Below are 18,440 nucleotides of genomic sequence, written 5' to 3'. Positions count from 1 at the left end.
AACTTCCAACTTCAAAACAAATATCAAATATCAATTTCCAATAACCAAATATTTTGGTATTTGTTGTTTGATCGTTGCCATTTGTTTTGAGGTTGGATGTTTGATGTTGGATGTTACTGCTCCGGCTTTCGCGCTCTCTCCGTTGGACCACGAGAATACCCCTATTTTCAAGGAGCAGTACCGGATTAAGATCTGGAACCAGGCGGGGGGGACGGTCGAGGTCAGCGCCGACGGCGGGAAAAGTTACGTTCAACTGGGTAAAGTGGTTTATCCGACAATTAAAACTAATCCCGAAGGGTATGCCGCTTCACGCTGGGTTGGCGATGGGCGGATAGCGGCCACCGCGGTCAATGCTATCCACATCAAGACCGCGCTTGGCGCGGCGACCGGTTCTGGTGTCATCTTCAGCCTCCTCCCCAGGGAATTCCTCAAGACCCAGTCCCGATATCGCTCTTACTTAAGCTCCGATTCCTCGCTCTATACCGATATCCCGGCCGGGGAGTCGATCTTTGGCGGGGAATACTCGCCGTTCGTGGGGAACCGGGTTATGTTGTCGCGTCCCGGTTATGCCATCGTGCCGCTGCCGGTAGGCTATGTCCCTCAACTGAACGACAAGCTCTATATTATGGTCGAGCGGGCGGCCGATCAACCCAAAGAGATCATTTTTGAGAACAAGTTCGGCGGTAAAGTGACCGTGAATTATTTTGCCGGCGGGGAAAAAGTGATCGGCGAGGTCCTTCGCCCGGTCATTGGGGTCGGGCGCTTTGACGGGACCAAGTACGCCTCGGTCGGCCGGCTCCGGGCCAACCATCCCGGGGTGATCGATGTTTGTACTTCGCGCCTGGGGAAGATCGGCGGCTTTCAGATCGTTCCCTCTCTCCACGGGCAGACGATGAAGTCGGTCCGGGAGCTGACCCAGTGGCTGGTCGTCGGCCCGGCGGAGGTCGGCGGGGCGTCGCTCGAAGGAACAGCCCCATTATTTAAATATTTCCTCCGCCCGGTCTACGGTGAGAACGATCTGCTGGCTGACGACTGGGAAAATAAATTGTTAGGCCGTTTCCTGGTCGAGGTTAAATTGAAAGGGAAAGATAATTGGCAGCCGATGCCGGCGGAGGAATTTGACGACTATGACCTGACCGGAGATGTTCCCGCCTGGGCGAATACAGCGCTGTCAAACGTCACGGCGATAAGGATCTTGTTCCCGATCAAAGATTAGTTTCGCTGTTGACTGTTTCCCGAATCCGCGATCAATCATTGCGCGTCAACGTCCACATTATCGCCGGGAATTTTTCTGGTTTTCTGTGGTGAAAAGCGTCTAACTTCTCGCCTGAATCTACCACAAAGCTCCCTTTTAAATAGGGCAGGGCGCTGTTTTCGCCCAGTATTCGGCTGATCAATAAATTATAAGAAGCGCCCAGCCCGAGATTCCAGGAGTCTATATTGAAAGGGAAAGCGTTCGGAAAGTTTATCCCCACTTCGGGGAAAGCCCGCAAATGGCCCATCAGCTCGATCATCAGATAGCGCCTGGCGTCCTCAGGATTTTTTATATACGGATAAACGTCGCTCGGCAGGCCGACGTTCGGGTTGCTGAAAACGGTTTTGTTTAAATCATCTAATTTTGCATCGCAGACAAGAGCCACGGCGTAAAGTGAGTTGACCGGATCGAGGGCGATCCTGATTGCGTTCTCTTCGGTCATTTCGAACTCGGGAAAATATTTATGCCAGAGCTGGCCGCCGTCGCGTTCTCCGGCGATCAATAGATCGCCCGCCATGACGGTGTTATGTCCCAGGCTTTGGAAGGGGACGGGGAGTTTCATTAGAGAAGCCAATCCCCACGGGCAATCATACATCGTGTCCCCTTGTTTAAATGTGATACCAAAAGCGTAACCTTGTTTTTTATAAGCGCTATATGTTCCCCCAAAGTTTAACGCTTGTGCCGCCGTGCCGAAGGCTGAAGCTGCTCCTGCGTCTTGCCAGACATCGTCCCAGCGCAGCCAGGTATGCGTGATCAGTGAATGGGCCATCAAAAAGCTTCTAAATAGTTCAGAGGAAATGTCTGGATGGGAGTCATGTAATTTTCGGGCCGCCTCATTGAAGGCGAATTGATGTGTTTTTATCAGGCGGAACGCGTCGGCATGAAGTTTTAAGTCAACATATCTAAAAGCGAAATTGGAGTTGAGCGCCCAGGTATTGCTTTCTTTTGCCGGTTCCAAATCGCTGATCCAGATCCTGGCCGGATTGGCTACCTGACCCTTGAATTTTGCTTCCAGTTCGGCGATCAGCCGATCCAGTTCGGGCAACGGCAGCGACCTGTTTATTCCGAGCGCATCGATATAAAATTGGGCGTAAGTTTTGTCATAAGAGGCAGGCGAGCTGTCGCAGATCTTGCCGGCAACCCATTGCTCCATTTTTCCGCTGCCTGCGTTTAATTCCTCATGGGTGCCGCTGGACGAATGAGTGTTGGCTTGCAACCGTGGAGATGAGGTGATCATTTTATACATGGTCCTGGCGCTCCGGTCGGGAGTCAGCTGGATTTCGAACGGAGGTAAATTGCCCGGAGGGGTAACCGTAACCGTTCTGCTTGTCTGGGGGACAAAATGGTCCAAAAGGTCAAATAGAGTTCTGGCCGATAAAATTGCCCGCAGGTCGTCTGTTTCTTCTTTATTCAGCTCTTGCCGCGCGGCCGGCTCATGATCGGCGATCCTTTTCGCGTTATCCAGCAGCCGAAGGATTTCTCTTTTATTATCGTAGAGCTGTTTCAGCCAGGGAACCGAATATTTTTCCGCATAAATCGAAAGATTGTCAAAAATCGGCCTCAAGTGTCCCAGGTTTTGGTTGGGATAGCTTTCAGCAATTTCCTGTGTTAACCGTTTAATGTTTTTGATCGCATCGGGCAATTTTATGCTGGGGTCAAAAAAACTAGCGGTCGGGGCTTGCCTGACTGTTTGATGAGAGGGGATCAGGGCTGAAGAGGCAAGGCCGAGGGCTAAGACCGCTTTACTTAACGGACGCGCCAATAAATTACGTGTTCTATCCATTATGGTTGCGGCTTTTTCGATGGCCATATACTGCTTATCGGGCTCCTTTTTTGAAAATTTCAATTATTATCTGTATAATTCACATATGGCGCAAAAGTTCTATCTGACCACGCCGCTATACTACGTGAACGATATCCCTCACATCGGCCATGCGTATACGACGATCGCGGCTGATGTTTTGGCTCGTTATAAGCGATCGAAGGGGTTTGAGGTCCACTTCCTGACCGGGACAGACGAGCACGGGCAGAAGGTCTGGAAAGCGGCGGAGGGGCAGGGGAAGCAGCCGCAGGCCTTCGTCGACGAGATCGTCGAACGGTTCAAGTCCGCCTGGCAAGTGTTGAACGTCAAATACGACGATTTTATCCGCACCACCGAACCGCGGCATGAAGAGTGCGTCCAGAAGATCTTTAGCCGTTTGCGGAAGCAAGGGGATATTTATAAGGGCCAATACCAGGGGTGGTATTGCGTGACCTGTGAGACCTATTGGGCTGAAGGGGAATTGAAAGAGGATATGGAAGGGCGCAAGCTTTGCCCCGATTGCGGCCGCCCGACCGATCTTCTCAAGGAAGACTCCTATTTCTTTAAGCTCTCGGGCTACCAGCACCGTTTACTGAAATACATTGAGGACCACCCCGGTTTTATCCAGCCGGCCTCACGCCGCAACGAGATCACCCAGTTCATCAAGCAGGGGTTGAAAGACCTTTCGGTGACCCGGACCGCTTTCCCCTGGGGGGTCAGTGTTCCGGACGATCCCCAGCATGTCGTTTATGTCTGGTTTGACGCCCTGATCAACTATATTTCCGCCATCGGTTACTTGCAGGATGACGCCAAGTTCAACAAATGGTGGCCCGCGCAGGTCCACCTGATGGGGAAGGAGATCGTCCGTTTCCATGCGGTCATCTGGCCGGCGATCCTAATGGCTCTTTCGCTCCCCCTGCCGGAGAAGGTTTTTGGGCACGGCTGGTGGACGGTCGAGGGGGAGAAGATGAGCAAGTCGAAGGGGAATGTCGTTGACCCGATAGCTTTAGCTAAACAGTATGGGGTTGATGTGGTCCGTTATTTCATCTTACGTGAAGTGCCGTTCGGGGTTGACGGCGATTTTTCCCAGAAGCTCTTCATTAATCGCTACAACACCGATCTGGCCAACGATCTGGGGAACCTTTTAAGCCGGACCCTGACTATGATCGAGAAATACTTTGATGGGATAGTCCCTAGGGTCCAGGGGCAAGAAGATGATTTAATTGCTCTGCTGAAGAAGACGCCGGCGGCTTTCACCCAGGCTATGGATGAATTGGCTTTCTCTGACGCTCTGGGGGTGGTCTGGGCTTTGATCACTGCGGCCAACGTTTATATTGAGAAACAGGCCCCCTGGTCGTTGGCGAAGAAAGGGGAGAAGGAACAGCTGGCCATCGTCATGGCCAATCTTTACGAGGTCCTGAAGACCGTGGCCGGGTTAATTACCCCCTTCATGCCCGAGACCGCTGCCAGGATCATCGTTCAGCTTAACCCCGACGGAACCAAGGTCAATAAGGGTGACGTTCTTTTTCCCCGGATCCAACAGTAGGTGGCGAGATTTCGTCGATAGACATATACAACCCGAATACACGAATATGGGTCCTAATATCCTAATAAGACAGCAAATATTAGAGCATTCGGGCCATCATTAGTGCATTCGTGTTGTACCTGGTAATAAGATTGCTCTAAGCCAAGCGGAGTTGATCAAGTGGCAAATCTTGTTTATCCAGAACTAAGCTATAAGATAATCGGAGTTCTTTTTAAGGTCCATAATGAACTTGGGCCTAACCTAGCTGAAAAGCATTATCAACGATCGATCGCCAAGGAATTTACCAGACAGGCTATTAATTACCGCGAACAACAGAAAATAGAGATATTAAGAAACGGATTGATTGGTAATCAATATGCTGATTTTCTCGTAGACAACAAGATTGTCCTTGAAATAAAAGCCACGCCAAGGTTTTCACGAAATAATGTTATTCAAGTATTAAAATATTTGAGAGAAGCTGACCTTGAGCTAGGCTTATTGGTTAATTTCTCTAGAAGAGAACTAATTTACAAGCGAATATTAAAGGGATTTAGGCCTAAGTGATGAAGATGTCTTCTAAGCGGACGCTTAATAAGCGTCAGACGGCTTACTTCTGTTCGCAACTTAAGATGCTCCTCTCCTCCGGCGTTCCCTTACTCTCAGCTTTATCAATTGCAAGTAAAGCAGGTAAAAAAAAGTTTTACAACATGATGCCGGAGGTAATCGAGAAGTTAAACAACGGGCTGATGTTAAGTGAAGCGCTCGTCAACTATTTGCCAATTTTGGCCGCCAGTTCAATAAAAGTGGGAGAGAGTAATGGGAGCCTTGAGGATGCCCTCGGCCAGCTCGCCAAATATTACGAAGAGCGGGCGGAGATCGAAGAAAAACTGATCAGCGCCCTCGTTTATCCCGCTTTTATATTCTGTTTAAGCCTCGTTTGTCTCATCGGCCTGGCCGTCTTTGTTCTTCCCGGGTTGAGCGGCGTGTTTGCCGATATCGGCGGTGAATTGCCTCTGATCACCCGGATAATTCTTGGTTCAGCTGATCTGTTCGCGCAATTGTTCCCGATCCTGATCATCGGCGGTTTGCTGGCGAGCTTGGTTGTTTGGCGCAGAAAAGCTGATGTCGCCAGCCGTTTGCCGTTCGTCGGAAGTATTATGAAACAAGAGGAGATCATCCAGGGGTTAGGGACGATCGGCGCTTTGCTCAACACCGGGACACCGATCGATAAAGCGTTGCAGGTGGCGGCCGAGACCTCCCGCGGGAGAGCTTTCCGTTCGACCATTCTGGCGGCGCGCGATAAGGTGATCAACGGGGAAAAATTATCGTCAGTTCTGGCGGCCGGCCAATTCTTCCCGCCCGAGATGACCGACATGCTTAAGGTCGGCGAAAATTCCGGCCGGCTGGCCGAAATGTTCTTGAGCGTTTCTCATTACCAGGCGCGGGAGAGGGAGATGAGCCTTAAAAGATTGACCGCTCTGATCGAGCCGGTCATGACCCTCTCGGTCGGCCTCTTTGTCGGCTTGGTTGTCATGGGGATTTTTCTCCCGCTGATGAACATGATTTCAGCTTTGAATTGAAGTTTTATTGTCTAAACCCTATAATATAAGGAGATGGTTAGTATGAAAAAAGGTTTTACGTTAATTGAGGTCCTGGTCGTTATCGGGATAATCGGTTTGCTCTCGGTTTTCCTGGTCCCTAATTTGTTGGGAGCGCGCGACCGGGGTAAGGAAGCGGCCGTCCGGGGGGTCATGCATACCGTCCAGCTGGCGGTAGAAGCTTACCAGATGGAGAATGATGTTTATCCCATGGCCAAGAACATTACCCTGGCTTCGCTCTGCCGCGACTATCTGATGGCCGGCGGATATGTTGCCGGTATTCCGAAAAACCCGTTCACCGGTAAGGAGTACTCCGATTCAGACACGGCCGGCCGGATCGTTTACAGTTACGATGATCCGAGCGGCAAATATACGCTGACAGGATACAAACGGAATGGAATGGCGCAACTTCAAGAACTGTCTAATATGTAGTTGTCTGTTGGTGACGGCCGCCCTGGCCGGGCAGGTTGACCCCGACGGGGGACTTAAATTCAGTTTAGGTGGCGAAGTTTCTCTTTTAAATCCGATTCTTTCGACCGACAATGTCTCCTCCGCGGTGGAAAGCGCTATTTTTTCCGGGCTGATCAGCTTCAACGAGAATCTTGAACCCGTTCCCGACCTGGCGGCCAGCTGGCAGGTTTCCCGCGATGGCCGGACCTGGACTTTCAAATTACGCCGCGATGTTCTCTGGCACGATGGCGTCCCGTTCACGGCCGATGACGTGGTCTTTACTTTCAACTCGATCCTCAACCCCAAAGTGAATTCGGTCCGCCGGAGCGATTATATTATTGACGGTCGGCCGATCGTTTTCCGGGCGGTTAACAAGTATACCGTGCAGGCTGTTCTGCCTAAGCCGTTCGCCCCTTTCCTGACCCACGCGGCGATGAGCGTTATCCCTAAACATCTGCTGCAAGGTGAGGATATCAACACGGCCAAGTTCAACCGCCGGCCGGTCGGGACCGGACCCTTTATCTTCCAGGAGTGGCAGACCGGCGACCACATTACCGTCCGCCGCAATCCCGATTATTACCTGGGGAAACCTTTGCTTAAACAGATCGTTTATAAGATTATCCCGGATGATAACACCGCCCTGGTCGCCCTGGAGGCGGGGGAGATCGATGAGGCGGGGATCCCGCCAAAAGATTACACCAGAATGAAGAGCGTCAAAGGGATAGGCGTTTACGAGTCCGATGTTTTGCTCTATGTCTATCTCGGGTTGAACCTGGCCAATCCTAAATTTACCGACCGGAGGGTCGGGCAGGCGCTGGCTTACGCTACAGACCGGAAACAACTCGTCGGCCTGATCTTTCGGGGTCTAGCGACACCAGCTTATGCCCCTTCCGCGCCGATCTCCTGGGCTTACTCCGGCGAGGTAGCTAAATATCCGTACAACCAAGATAAAGCGCGGCAATTATTGAAAGAGGCGGGAGCGGAGAACCTCGAATTCACCATCCTGGTCAACCAGGGGAACAAAGAGCGGGAAAAGGCGGCCGTCATCCTCCAGCAGCAGTATAAGAAGGTGGGGGTCAAAGTTAAGGTTCGGGTGATGGAATGGTCCTCTATTCTCAAAATAGTTAACGCGCCGAAAGACCCGAAAGATTTTGAGGCACTGATCATGGGGTGGTCGCTCGGCCTTGATCCCGACGCTTATTCGATTTGGCATTCGAGCCAGTATCCCAAAGGGTTTAACTTCGTCAAATATAAGAACCCCGAGGTTGACCGGCTTTTGGAGGAGGGGAGGACGACGATCGACCGGGGTGGGCGGAAGCGGATCTATGCCCGGATCTGGAAACTGATCGCTGACGACCAGCCGTATATTTTTCTCTGGTATCCGAAGTCGGTTTCCGGCGTTAACACCCGGGTCGGCGGGTTGTCCAAGCCCGGTCCGGCCGGGATGTTCCTCCATCTTGAAAAAGTGTTTATAAAAAAATGATATATTTTGGAAACCGGCGACTAAACGTCGCGGTTTCCAAACGGCGAGGAACCGAGAATGTCATTTTCAGGCTTCAGAAAACGATTTTTTCATCGGCTCTATTTCCACAAATTTTGAAATTTCTCTCTTTTTTAGGCGATATATATTAGTAATGGTTGCGATCAATAAAATAGGTGTATTCCCATGCGCCGGGAAGGTTTCTGCGAAAACCGTGAGCTTGCTCCAGGCTTACCGTCAATTCACTTTTCCAGGCCATCATTTCAACGGCTTGAACACCAATGGAACAATAACCGCAATGGCGATTGACTGCTTGAAAAAAACTCCGACAGTTGTTGTCTTGGCTATCGGCCAGGTTGGGGGAAGAAACCTTGAGTTTCTTATTGCCGCGAATTCGCCACACAAACCGATCAGGGAGATGATCATAAGCGAATTCAACGGCCAGCAAAATGTAGTTGCTCAAGTGAAAGGATTGGAGATCGTTGACGCTTCTCCTATTACTAAGGTGGCGCCGGCATACTCGCAACCGATCATTCAAAAAGAGGGGCCGCTTCAGCCGACAGAATATCCTTTTACTACTCCTGATTATTCTTTTCAGCCAACGGAACTTCCTCGAGGCAGATGCGGTTCATTGTCTCAAATAGAAATAAATTATTTTGAATATTTATCCGGGGAGATAACGAGGCATTGGCATTTCAGCGGTTTTTCTCTGCCTGATATCGAATCAGGAACTACTATTCCCTTGGCGGCTGAAGCATTGGTCAGGAGTAACGAGGCCAAATTAAGCCGCCTGGTTGCCTGGGGGATGCTTTTACCCAGTGATGCCGACCAGCTCTTAATCCGTTCCAGGGAAGTTGGCGCGGAAAGGCTAACCCTTATGCTGATGAAAACCGTGGAAGAATATCTAACTGCTAAATTTTCCCCTAAACAAATTCCAACAATGGTAAAAAGACTAATGCCAGCTGGTTATATTGATTATCTCTTCAATAAATATCAAGCTCAAGGGGTTCCCCGGTCTGATGCCTGGCGCTTTGCGGTTAGTAATCCAGCCGATCCAGAAGCGGCACTGAAGAAAGCGCTCAAAGCAGCGACTGACTTGGTGAATAAATATCAGGCTGAGGGGGTTCCCCGGTCTGATGCCTGGCGCTTTGCGGTTAGTAATCCAGCCGATCCAGAAGCGGCACTGAAGAAAGCGCTCAAGGTAGCGACTGAACTAGCGAATAAATACCAAGATCAGGGAGTTACCCCATCCGATGCCAGGTACTTTGCGGTTTATAATCCAAACAAGCCAGAGACAGCACTAACCAAAGCGCTAAAGGTTGCGGCAGACCTGGCGAATAAATACCAAGATCAGGGAGTTACCCCATCCGATGCCAGGTACTTTGCGGTTTATAATCCAGACAAGCCAGAGACAGCACTAACCAAGGCGCTAAAGGTTGCGGCAGACCTGGCGAATAAATACCAAGATCAGGGAGTTACCCAGGCTGATGTCTGGCGCTTTGCAGTTGGAAATTCAGACAAGCCAGAGATAGCATTAACCAAAGCGCTAAAGGTTGCGGCAGACCTGGCGAATAAATACCAAGATCAGGGAGTTACCCCGTCCGATGCCTGGCACTTTGCGGTTGGGTATAAAGATGCCGAAGCGGCGCTGAAGAAAGCACTCAAGGTAGCGACTGAACTAGCGAAAAAGTACGAATCTGAGGGAGTTACCCCGTTCGATGCCTGGCGCTTTGCGGTTAGAAATCCAACCGATCCAGAAAGAGGGCTAAAGAAAGCGCTCAAGGTAGCGACTGAACTAGCGAAAAAGTACGAATCTGAGGGAGTTACCAAGTCTGATGTCTGGTACTTTGCGGTTTATAATCCAGACAAGCCAGAGACAGCACTAACCAAAGCGCTAAAGGTTGCGGCGGACCTGGCGAATAAATTCCAAGATCAGGGAGTTACCCTGTCCGATGCCTGGTACTTTGCGGTTGAGTATAAAGATGCCGAAGCCGCGCTAAAGAAAGCGCTAAAGGTTGCGGCAGACCTGGCGAATAAATACCAAGATCAGGGAGTTACCCCGTCCGATGCCTGGCACTTTGCGGGTGGGTATAAAGATACCGAAGCGGCGCTGAAGAAAGCACTCAAAGTGGCGGCAGACCTGGCAGCTAAATACCAAGATCAGGGAGTTACCCCGTCTGATGCCTGGCGCTTTGCGGTTAATAATCCAGCTGACCCAGCGGCGGCGCTAAGAAAAAGTAAAGGGTTGTAGAAACTTTTTCATTAATGTATTTTGACTGCTGCGCCACCGCGAAAAGATTTTTATCAAACAGAAATAACCAGGATTTTAACCCTTTTAAAAAACAATGAAATTTTGGCTTGGCCAGGCGGATAAAGAATTGGCCCCAATCTTTTCAGGAGGTATTGACCATGGATGGTAAACCAATTTCAAATAATGCAGTTCAGATCGCTCGCCGGCGGTTTTTCTTTTCTTTATCACAAAAGGCCAAACGCGAAGGTGTCGAGGACCGGCAGGCGATAAAATATCATTATTTGCAAACGCATTATTTGCAAACGATCGAGATCGATCCTAAAAAACTCGGAGTAGCCAGCTCGCAGATTGTAATCAGCGGCGGGGATGCCGGCGTCAAGAATATCGATCATTTAACGGGGCAAAGGGTAGCGGTTAATGAAGCGCTGGCCGCCCGGTTTAGCGAGCCCGAACTGGCCAGGTTGTTTTCAAACCCTGATCTGGCCGCGCTCGATTTTCCCCGGGGCGCAAAAATGGCTGAAGATAAATTGAACGGCATGTTGACTGCGGCAAGAGGGGCAGAAACCACAGAAAGGTTTTTTGTTTATACCGTTCCAGCCAAAGATGTCTATCGTTTCGGCGGAGCAAGCTTTCTGCTGATCCTGGCCGACCAATTGCCCGATTATTTGAAATAGTAAGCCGCCCTGATATTTGCGCATTTGTCGGCGTTAGTTTAAAATAACGCTAGATGCGCGCATACATTGTAAAAAGACTGCTGCAGCTGATCCCGCTCCTGATCGGCATCTCCCTGATTTCCTTTTTCGTCATGCACCTGGCTCCCGGTGACCCGACCGCTCTTTTTATCGATCCCAACGTCAAACCCGAAGAACTAATGCGTGTGCGCGCCAACTGGGGGCTGGACCAGCCAGTCTATATCCAATATTTTCTCTGGCTGAAGAATGCCGTTCTCCTCGACTTTGGCCGGAGCTATACGACCGGCCAGCCGGTCATCAGCGAGATCGCCGAGCGGCTGCCGCTGACCCTGATGCTGATGATCCCCTCATATATCCTGACCTTCCTGATCTGCATCCCGCTCGGGGTAATGTCGGCGGTCAGGAAAAACTCCTGGTTCGATAATACGGTCACCTTCCTCTCTTTTACCGGGATGGCGATACCGACCTTCTGGCTCGGCCTGATGCTGATGCTCCTCTTCTCGGTCCAGCTCCACTGGCTGCCGGCGGTCGGCAATATCGTCTTGCCGCTCATCACGATGACGATCGGGAGCCTGGCCGGCTTGACCCGCTACCAGCGGTCGGCGATGCTCGAGGTCCTCAACCAGGATTTTATCCGGACGGCGCGGGCTAAAGGTTTGCCGGAATGGATCGTCATCTATAAACACGCTTTGCGTAACGCTCTTCTGCCGATCGTGACTATATTTGGTTTATCACTCCCCGACCTCTTTGGCGGAGCTTTCATTATAGAGACGATCTTCGCCTGGCCGGGGATGGGTCGGTTGGGGGTCCAGTGCATCTTCCAGCGCAATTATCCGGTCATTATGGGGATCGTCATGTTCTCCGCCGTGCTGATCGTTTTGGGAAATCTGTTGGCGGATATATGTTACGCGTTGGTCGACCCGAGGATTCGTTATGAATAAAATGACGAATAACCAATTTCGAATGACGAATGTTGGTATTATTATTATCTTAATCATGATAACTGCCGCGATATTTGCTCCGGCACTGGCTCCGTTTGATCCGTCCGAGATCACTGAATCGGAGATCCAGGGGCCGTCACTCCGGCATCTGTTCGGGACTGATGATCTGGGGCGTGATCTGTTAAGCCGGGCGCTCTACGGCGCGCGGATCTCGCTGACCGTTGGCGCGGTTGCCGTCATAATTTCCGTGTTGATCGGGACTTTGCTTGGGGCACTCTCCGGCTATTACGGCAGTTGGCTGGATAGTGTCATTATGCGCGGGGTGGATGTGATGCTGGCGTTCCCCTCGATCTTTCTTATCCTGGCGATCCAGGCGATGTTGACTCCCAATATCTATAATGTGATGATCGTTATCGGGCTGACTTCCTGGATGGGGGTGGCGCGGCTGGTGCGGGGTGAATTCCTCCGGATCAGGGAGTTGCAGTATGTGGAAGCCGCTCGCGCTATCGGCTGTTCTGACTTCCGGATCATCTTCCGCCATATCTTGCCGAACGCCTCCAGCCCGATCATCGTCGCCGCAACGCTGGGGATGGCCGGCGCTGTCCTGACCGAATCGGCCCTCTCTTTTCTTGGCCTCGGCGTCCAACCGCCGATGTCTTCCTGGGGAAATATGTTGATGGATTCGCAGGCGTACATGCGCGATGCTCCGTGGATGGCGATCATTCCGGGGGTCTTAATTTTAATATCAGTCCTAGCACTTTATTTTGTTGGCGAAGGGTTGCGGGAGAAGTTAAATGTTAGAGGTTAAAGGGCTGTCGGTCAGCTATCTGGTCAATGACCAGCCGGTTCGAGCGGTCAAAGAGATGAGCTTTACCGTCACCAAGGGTGAAGCGCTGGGGATCGTCGGCGAATCAGGCTCCGGGAAGTCAACGATCGCGCTGGCGATCATGCGCCTCCTGCCGCCGGCGGCCAGGATCGACGCCGGGGAGATCACCTTTGCCGGCCAGGCGCTCTTGACCCTGCCGGAAAAAGAGATGATCAAGATCCGCGGGGCCGGGATATCGATGATCTTCCAGGATCCCTTCACTTCGCTTAATCCGCTCTTCACGGTCGGTGATCAGATCGCGGAAACCATCGAATTGCATCAAGGGTTAAAAAGGAAAGAAGCCTGGGCCAAGACGATTGCCTTACTTGATCTGGTGAAGATCAACGATCCGGCGGCCAGGGCGAGGGACTATCCCCATCAGTTTTCGGGCGGGATGAAGCAGCGCGTAATGATCGCGCTGGCGCTGGCTTGCCAGCCGGAACTGCTGATCGCGGATGAACCAACTACCGCGCTCGACGTTACCATCCAGGCGGAGATACTGAAGCTGTTAAAAGAGTTGCAAAAAAGCTTGAACCTATCCATAATTTACATAACTCATAATTTTGGGATCATTAAAGCGGTTTGTCAGAAAGCGTTAGTGGTTTATCAGGGGGAGGTGGTGGAGGCGGGGAGCGTGGCCGATCTTCTGGCGGCGCCCCGGTCCGCTTATACTGCCAGGCTGTTAGGCGCCTTGAAAGTCTTGAACGGAAGGGGTGAATAATAATGAAATTAACGGAACGTTTGCCGAACTGGATCAATGGCCTTGCTCTAGTTCTTTTAGCGGCGATCACGATCTTGCTGGTCATCATCATTTTCCGGATCTAAGCTGATGGCGTTGATCAAAGCGAACAATCTAACCAGGGCCTTCGGTTCGGTCCGGGCGGTTGGCGGCGTTACTTTTACTATCGAGTACAGCGAAACTTTGGGCTTGGTCGGAGAATCCGGATCGGGGAAATCAACCCTGGCTCGTTTACTGCTCCGTCTGATCGAACCGAGTTCCGGCGAGGTCAATTACTACGGAATTGAGAATGTCCGCCGCGATTGCCAGATCGTCTTCCAGGACCCGCAGACCTCGCTCAATCCCCGGATCAGGATAGGGGAAGCGATCGGTGAGCCGATCTTGATCCATCAGCTTCTCCCCAAGGCCAAGATTAACGGGCGAGTGGCTGAACTGCTCGAATTAGTGAGGTTGCCGGCCGCCTATGCCAGGCGCTGGCCGCATGAACTTTCCGGCGGGGAGAGGCAGAGGGTGGGGATCGCCCGGGCGCTTGCTTCCGCCCCGAAATTCCTGGTCCTCGATGAGCCGGTCTCGGCGCTGGATGTCTCGATCCAGGTTGATATTCTGAAGCTTTTAAAAGAGGTTAAAACTCGGCTGAACCTGACTTATCTCTTTATCGCTCACGACCTTAATGTTATCGGCTACATGAGCGACAGGATAGCGGTCATGAAAGAAGGAAAACTGGTGGAACTGGGTACCAGGGACCAGGTACTAGGCAGTCCACAAGACCCTTACACGCAGAAACTTTTAGCTTCGACCTTGAAGGTTTGAGGCAGCCCTCACCTAATGGCGTTCCCCTCATCTAACTTAGTTGAGGCTTGTGACCTTCTCCCTGTGGGAGAAGGGTTTTCCTCACCTCAGCTTTACCAAAACAAAGACCCCTCTCCCTGAGGGAGAGGGGTCTAAGCTTGAACGAAGCTAGGGTGAGGGGAGCTCTACTTCTTCGGATTAAATCCCGCCAGCCCGATATATTTTGCCTTATTACCTAATTCCTCTTCGATCCGGAGCAACTGGTTGTATTTACAGACTCTCTCCGAGCGGGCGGGAGCCCCGGTCTTGATCTGGCCAGAGTTGGTGGCGACCGCTAGGTCGGCGATCGTTGAGTCCTCGGTCTCGCCGGAGCGGTGTGAGGTCATATATGTATAACCGGCCGCCTTAGCGACTTCCATGGTGTAGAGAGTTTCCGACAGCGTCCCGATCTGGTTAAGCTTGATCAGGATCGAGTTGCCGCACTTTTGTTTGATCCCTTTTTTCAGGAAGTCCGGGTTGGTGACGAAGAGGTCGTCGCCGACCAGTTGGATCTTCTTCCCTAAGCGCTCGGTCAATATCTTCCAGCCGTCCCAATCCTTTTCCGATAAACCGTCTTCGATGGAAATGAGCGGGTATTTTTTGACCCATTCCTCGTACATGGCGACCATTTCTTCGGGAGAGAGCGCTTTCCCTTCACTCTTGAGCTGGTACTTGCCGTCTTTGAAGAACTCGCTGGCGGCAGGGTCGAGTGCCAGGAAAACTTCCTTGCCCGGAGTATAGCCGGCTTTAGTGATCGCTTCCATGATGATCTCGATCGCCTCTTCATTTTTGGTCAGTTTGGGCGCGAAACCGCCTTCATCGCCGACTGCCGTGGAATATCCTTTATCTTTAAGGACTTTTTTCAAGGTCTGATAGACTTCCGCTCCGACGCGCAATGCTTCGGAGAAGGAGGGGACCCCGGCTGGGGAGATCATGAATTCCTGGAGTTCGTAGTTCCAGCCGGCGTGGGCGCCGCCGTTCATCACGTTCATGTTGGGGACGGGGAGGGTAACCGCTTTTTCGCCGCCGATATATTTGAATAAGGAGAGGCCGTAGGAGATCGAAGCCGCCCGGGCGACCGCCAGGGAGACGCCGAGCAGGGCGTTAGCGCCGAGGTTGCTCTTGAACTCTGTCCCGTCAAGGTCGAGCATCAGGTTGTCGATCTTTAACTGCTGATGAGCGGGCAGGCCGACGACTTTTGGGGCGATGATCTCATTGACGTTCTTGACCGCGGTGTAAACACCCTTGCCGCCATAGCGCTTGTCATCTTTGTCGCGCAGTTCCAGGGCTTCGTGTTCGCCGGTCGAAGCGCCGGAGGGGACAGCGGCGCGGCCCACGGTCCCGTCTTTCAGGGTGACGTCAACCTCAACCGTCGGGTTCCCCCGGGAGTCGATGATCTGCCGGGCGTGGACTTGCTCGATCCGCGCTCCGGTCTTGGCCCTCTCACCGACAAAAAAATATTCCTCAGACAATCTAACCATGTTATTACCCCTTTCAAAGAAAAAAGCGGGAGACGAGGTTCGAACTCGCGACCCCGACCTTGGCAAGGTCGTGCTCTACCAACTGAGCTACTCCCGCATAGTAATTATTTTAACATAGGGGGGAGAAAAATTCAAAATTTACCAGACCTTAACACGCTGGGCGGCTGGTTTATACATGGCCTCACCAGAGATGAGGTTGAACGCCTGATAAAACTCCGGCAGGTTGCTAAGCGGGCCGTTGACCCGATATTGAGCGGGGGAGTGGGGGTCAACCTTGATCAGGAGCTTGGCCCGTTCCGGGCGGGTGTTGTTCCGCCAGACCCTGGCGTAAGAAAGAAAGAAACGGGGTTGAGGCTTTTTCCCGGCCGGGAGAGAGCCGAGTGCTTCATAGGCGAGGCTTAAGCCGCCAAGGTCGGCAAGATTTTCCCCGAGGGTCAGTTTGCCGTTAAGCGGCAGGCCGGGAAAGGGGGTGTAGGCGCCAAACTGGGCGACCACTCCTTTGGTTTTGGCTTTAAAGTTGGCTTCATCTTTTTTACTCCACCAATCCTTGAGGTTTCCTTTGGCGTCAAATTTCCTTCCCTGGTCGTCGAAACCATGGGTCATCTCGTGGGCCATGATGGTGCCGATCGAACCATAATTGATGGCGTCATCGGCCGCCGCATCGAAGAACGGGGGTTGGAGGATCCCGGCCGGGAAGATCATTTCGTTGCGTTGCGGCATATAGCCGGCGTTGACGATCTGGGCCGGCATCTGCCACTCCTGCCGGTCGACCGGTTTACCAACCTTATTCAGTTCATAGTGGAAGTCAAAATAATTGCCGCGAAAGATATTGGCCAGATACGAGTTGCGTTCTATCTTCAACTTCGAATAGTCGCGCCATTTGTCCGGATAGCCGATCTTAAAGGTCATCGCTGCCAGCTTCTGCTGGGCGGCCTGTTTTGTCCGCGGGCTCATCCAATCAAGCCCCTTGATCCGCCGGGCAAACGTTCGGCGGATGCTCTCGATCATCTGGCTGGCGCGTTTTTTGGAGTGGGGAGAGAAGCGCTTTTGGACGAAGAGACGGCCGACCGGATGGTCAAGATAAGCGTTGACCGTACCGACGACCCGTTTCCAGCGGGGGCGGAGGACCTGGTTGCCGTTCATCGTCTTGGCGTAAAAAGCGAATTCTTCATTGACAAAAGCCGAGCTTAAATACTCGGCATTATCATTGACCAAGGTGAAGGCCAGATAAACTTTCCATTCCGCCAGGGGGATCTTGACCAGCAGTTTATTTAGCCCGGCCAAGAACTCCGGCTGGCCGACGTTGATTTTCCCCGGTTTGGTCAGCCCGATCGCCCGGAAATAGAGCGGCCAGGCGAAGTTGGGGGCAAGTTTGGCCAGCGCGGCCAGGGATTGCGGATGATAGTTCTGCCGGGGATCGCGCAAGGCGACCTTGGTCCTCGATATTTTAGCGAGGGCTGTCTCGATCTTGAGGACCGTCCGGGCTGACGCGGCGGAGGTTCGCTCGTCTTCCCCCATCAGCTTGAATATCCTGGCGACAAAAAGTTGGTATTTGGTCCGGATCTCCCTGGAGTAAAGGTCGTTTTTCAGGTAATAATCACGGTCCGGCAGGTTCAAGCCCCCCTGGTCTAGGTGAACGATCTGCCGATCGCTCCGAGCGAGATCGGGGGCGACGCCGAAAGAGAAGAGGGGGTCGGAAGTTGTTTGCTGCATATGGGCGAGTTCCAAAGCTAACCCGGTCAGATCTCTGATCGCTTCGATCCTGGCCAGTTCGGGTTGAAGCGGTTGCAGCCCGGCCGCTTCGATCTTCTGTTCATCCATCCCGCCGGCATAGAAGTCGCCGACCATTTTTTCGCGGCTATCACGCGGCCGTTTAGCCGCCCGCTCCATTATTTCCCGCAGGACCTTGAGGTTTTCCTCGCCGAGGATGACGAAACTCCCCCAACTGCTGTATTCCGCCGGGATTGGATTGTTTTTCTGCCAATGGCCAACGGCATAGCGGTAGAAATCGTCCCCCGGGCGGACGGTAGTATCGAGGTCGGTCAGGTTATCTTTTTTCTGGCTCATGTTGGAGCATCCGCTGAGCAAGGCTACGGTCAGGACCACGGTGGCACAGATCAGCGCTTGTCTCATCCCAGGGATTATAGCACGCGGCGGGCGCGGCATAAATTAGGTGTCCGCCGAAGGCGGATCCGCCTTTGGCGGAAAATTTAAAAAAACAGTGAAATTATTCATATGTCGGCCCGATAAACAAATGGTAACAGGAAGACGATAAAGGAGGACGACAATATTATGATGAAAGAATTCCGCTGTAAATTCTGCCACCGGCTGCTGGCCAAGGTGGAGGAGGGGTCGAAAGTCGAGATCAAGTGTCCCAAGTGCAAGACGATGAACCTCTATGATGACGAGACGGTCATTGTCTATGAAGTGCCCGAGAACAACGTCACCAAAAAGATCTTGGAACGCGGCGTCATTAAGTACGATTTCCTGCAGAATTAAGTAGTTTCCGATAAACTGAAAAGCCCGGCTTTAAC

16 protein-coding genes and 1 tRNA gene are annotated in these 18,440 nt (G+C 52.1%); 13 read left to right on the top strand and 4 right to left on the bottom strand.

Annotated elements, in window-relative coordinates:
- The first annotated feature begins 103 nt into the window (after positions 1-103).
- Positions 104-1,216 carry a hypothetical protein gene (locus WC903_06200; GenBank protein MFA5893525.1) on the top strand — a complete coding sequence of 371 codons (1,113 nt, stop codon included), beginning with the start codon at positions 104-106 and terminating at the stop codon, positions 1,214-1,216.
- 31 nt (positions 1,217-1,247) lie between these two features.
- Here WC903_06200 and WC903_06195 read toward each other — a convergent pair whose 3' ends face one another.
- Positions 1,248-3,065, bottom strand: coding sequence for a hypothetical protein (locus WC903_06195; GenBank protein MFA5893524.1), 1,818 nt, complete (start codon positions 3,063-3,065; stop codon positions 1,248-1,250).
- Here WC903_06195 and metG point away from each other — a divergent pair.
- The 11 genes from metG (at position 3,040) to WC903_06140 (ending at position 14,407) form a co-directional block, all read left to right on the top strand.
- Positions 3,040-4,602: a methionine--tRNA ligase gene (gene metG / locus WC903_06190; protein ID MFA5893523.1), complete on the top strand. Its 1,563-nt coding sequence runs from the start codon at positions 3,040-3,042 to the stop codon at positions 4,600-4,602. The genes WC903_06195 and metG overlap by 26 nt on opposite strands.
- A 159-nt stretch (positions 4,603-4,761) precedes the next feature.
- Positions 4,762-5,145, top strand: a complete 384-nt coding sequence (locus WC903_06185; GenBank protein ID MFA5893522.1) for a GxxExxY protein — start codon at positions 4,762-4,764, stop codon at positions 5,143-5,145.
- A gap of 5 nt (positions 5,146-5,150) precedes the next feature.
- On the top strand, positions 5,151-6,161 hold the full coding sequence (locus tag WC903_06180) for a type II secretion system F family protein (GenBank protein ID MFA5893521.1): 1,011 nt from the start codon (positions 5,151-5,153) through the stop codon (positions 6,159-6,161).
- A gap of 42 nt (positions 6,162-6,203) precedes the next feature.
- Entirely contained in the window at positions 6,204-6,611 is a 408-nt protein-coding gene (locus WC903_06175; protein MFA5893520.1) for a prepilin-type N-terminal cleavage/methylation domain-containing protein, read from the top strand.
- Positions 6,574-8,112, top strand: a complete 1,539-nt coding sequence (locus tag WC903_06170; GenBank protein ID MFA5893519.1) for a peptide-binding protein — start codon at positions 6,574-6,576, stop codon at positions 8,110-8,112. Before WC903_06175 ends, WC903_06170 begins: the two co-directional genes overlap by 38 nt.
- A gap of 211 nt (positions 8,113-8,323) precedes the next feature.
- Entirely contained in the window at positions 8,324-10,360 is a 2,037-nt protein-coding gene (locus WC903_06165) for a hypothetical protein (protein ID MFA5893518.1), read from the top strand.
- A 158-nt stretch (positions 10,361-10,518) separates the two neighbouring features.
- Positions 10,519-11,034: a hypothetical protein gene (locus WC903_06160; protein MFA5893517.1), complete on the top strand. Its 516-nt coding sequence runs from the start codon at positions 10,519-10,521 to the stop codon at positions 11,032-11,034.
- Positions 11,035-11,087: 53 nt separating this feature from the next.
- On the top strand, positions 11,088-11,993 hold the full coding sequence (locus WC903_06155; protein MFA5893516.1) for an ABC transporter permease: 906 nt from the start codon (positions 11,088-11,090) through the stop codon (positions 11,991-11,993).
- The gene (locus WC903_06150; protein ID MFA5893515.1) at positions 11,986-12,801 is read left to right on the top strand and encodes an ABC transporter permease; all 816 of its coding nucleotides are present in this window, start codon (positions 11,986-11,988) and stop codon (positions 12,799-12,801) included. Before WC903_06155 ends, WC903_06150 begins: the two co-directional genes overlap by 8 nt.
- Positions 12,788-13,579, top strand: a complete 792-nt coding sequence (locus tag WC903_06145) for an ABC transporter ATP-binding protein (protein ID MFA5893514.1) — start codon at positions 12,788-12,790, stop codon at positions 13,577-13,579. Before WC903_06150 ends, WC903_06145 begins: the two co-directional genes overlap by 14 nt.
- A 108-nt stretch (positions 13,580-13,687) precedes the next feature.
- Positions 13,688-14,407 carry an ATP-binding cassette domain-containing protein gene (locus tag WC903_06140; protein ID MFA5893513.1) on the top strand — a complete coding sequence of 240 codons (720 nt, stop codon included), beginning with the start codon at positions 13,688-13,690 and terminating at the stop codon, positions 14,405-14,407.
- Between the two features lie 164 nt (positions 14,408-14,571).
- On the opposite strand, the gene eno is transcribed toward WC903_06140, so the two are convergent.
- The 3 genes from eno to WC903_06125 all read right to left on the bottom strand — a co-directional run bounded on the left by eno (position 14,572) and on the right by WC903_06125 (position 18,039).
- Positions 14,572-15,906 carry a phosphopyruvate hydratase gene (gene eno / locus WC903_06135; GenBank protein MFA5893512.1) on the bottom strand — a complete coding sequence of 445 codons (1,335 nt, stop codon included), beginning with the start codon at positions 15,904-15,906 and terminating at the stop codon, positions 14,572-14,574.
- Positions 15,907-15,930: 24 nt separating this feature from the next.
- Positions 15,931-16,003 (bottom strand) — tRNA-Gly (locus WC903_06130).
- A 41-nt stretch (positions 16,004-16,044) separates the two neighbouring features.
- Entirely contained in the window at positions 16,045-18,039 is a 1,995-nt protein-coding gene (locus WC903_06125) for a M13 family metallopeptidase (GenBank protein ID MFA5893511.1), read from the bottom strand.
- A 159-nt stretch (positions 18,040-18,198) separates the two neighbouring features.
- Here WC903_06125 and WC903_06120 point away from each other — a divergent pair, with 159 nt between their 5' ends.
- Positions 18,199-18,405: a Com family DNA-binding transcriptional regulator gene (locus tag WC903_06120; protein ID MFA5893510.1), complete on the top strand. Its 207-nt coding sequence runs from the start codon at positions 18,199-18,201 to the stop codon at positions 18,403-18,405.
- Positions 18,406-18,440 lie beyond the last annotated feature (35 nt).

Source organism: Candidatus Margulisiibacteriota bacterium (genome assembly GCA_041658645.1).
Lineage (GTDB): Bacteria > Margulisbacteria > WOR-1 > O2-12-FULL-45-9 > XYB2-FULL-48-7 > JBAZZV01.
Note: the sequence above shows the minus strand (reverse complement) of the source record. Positions and strands in the feature narration are given on the sequence as shown.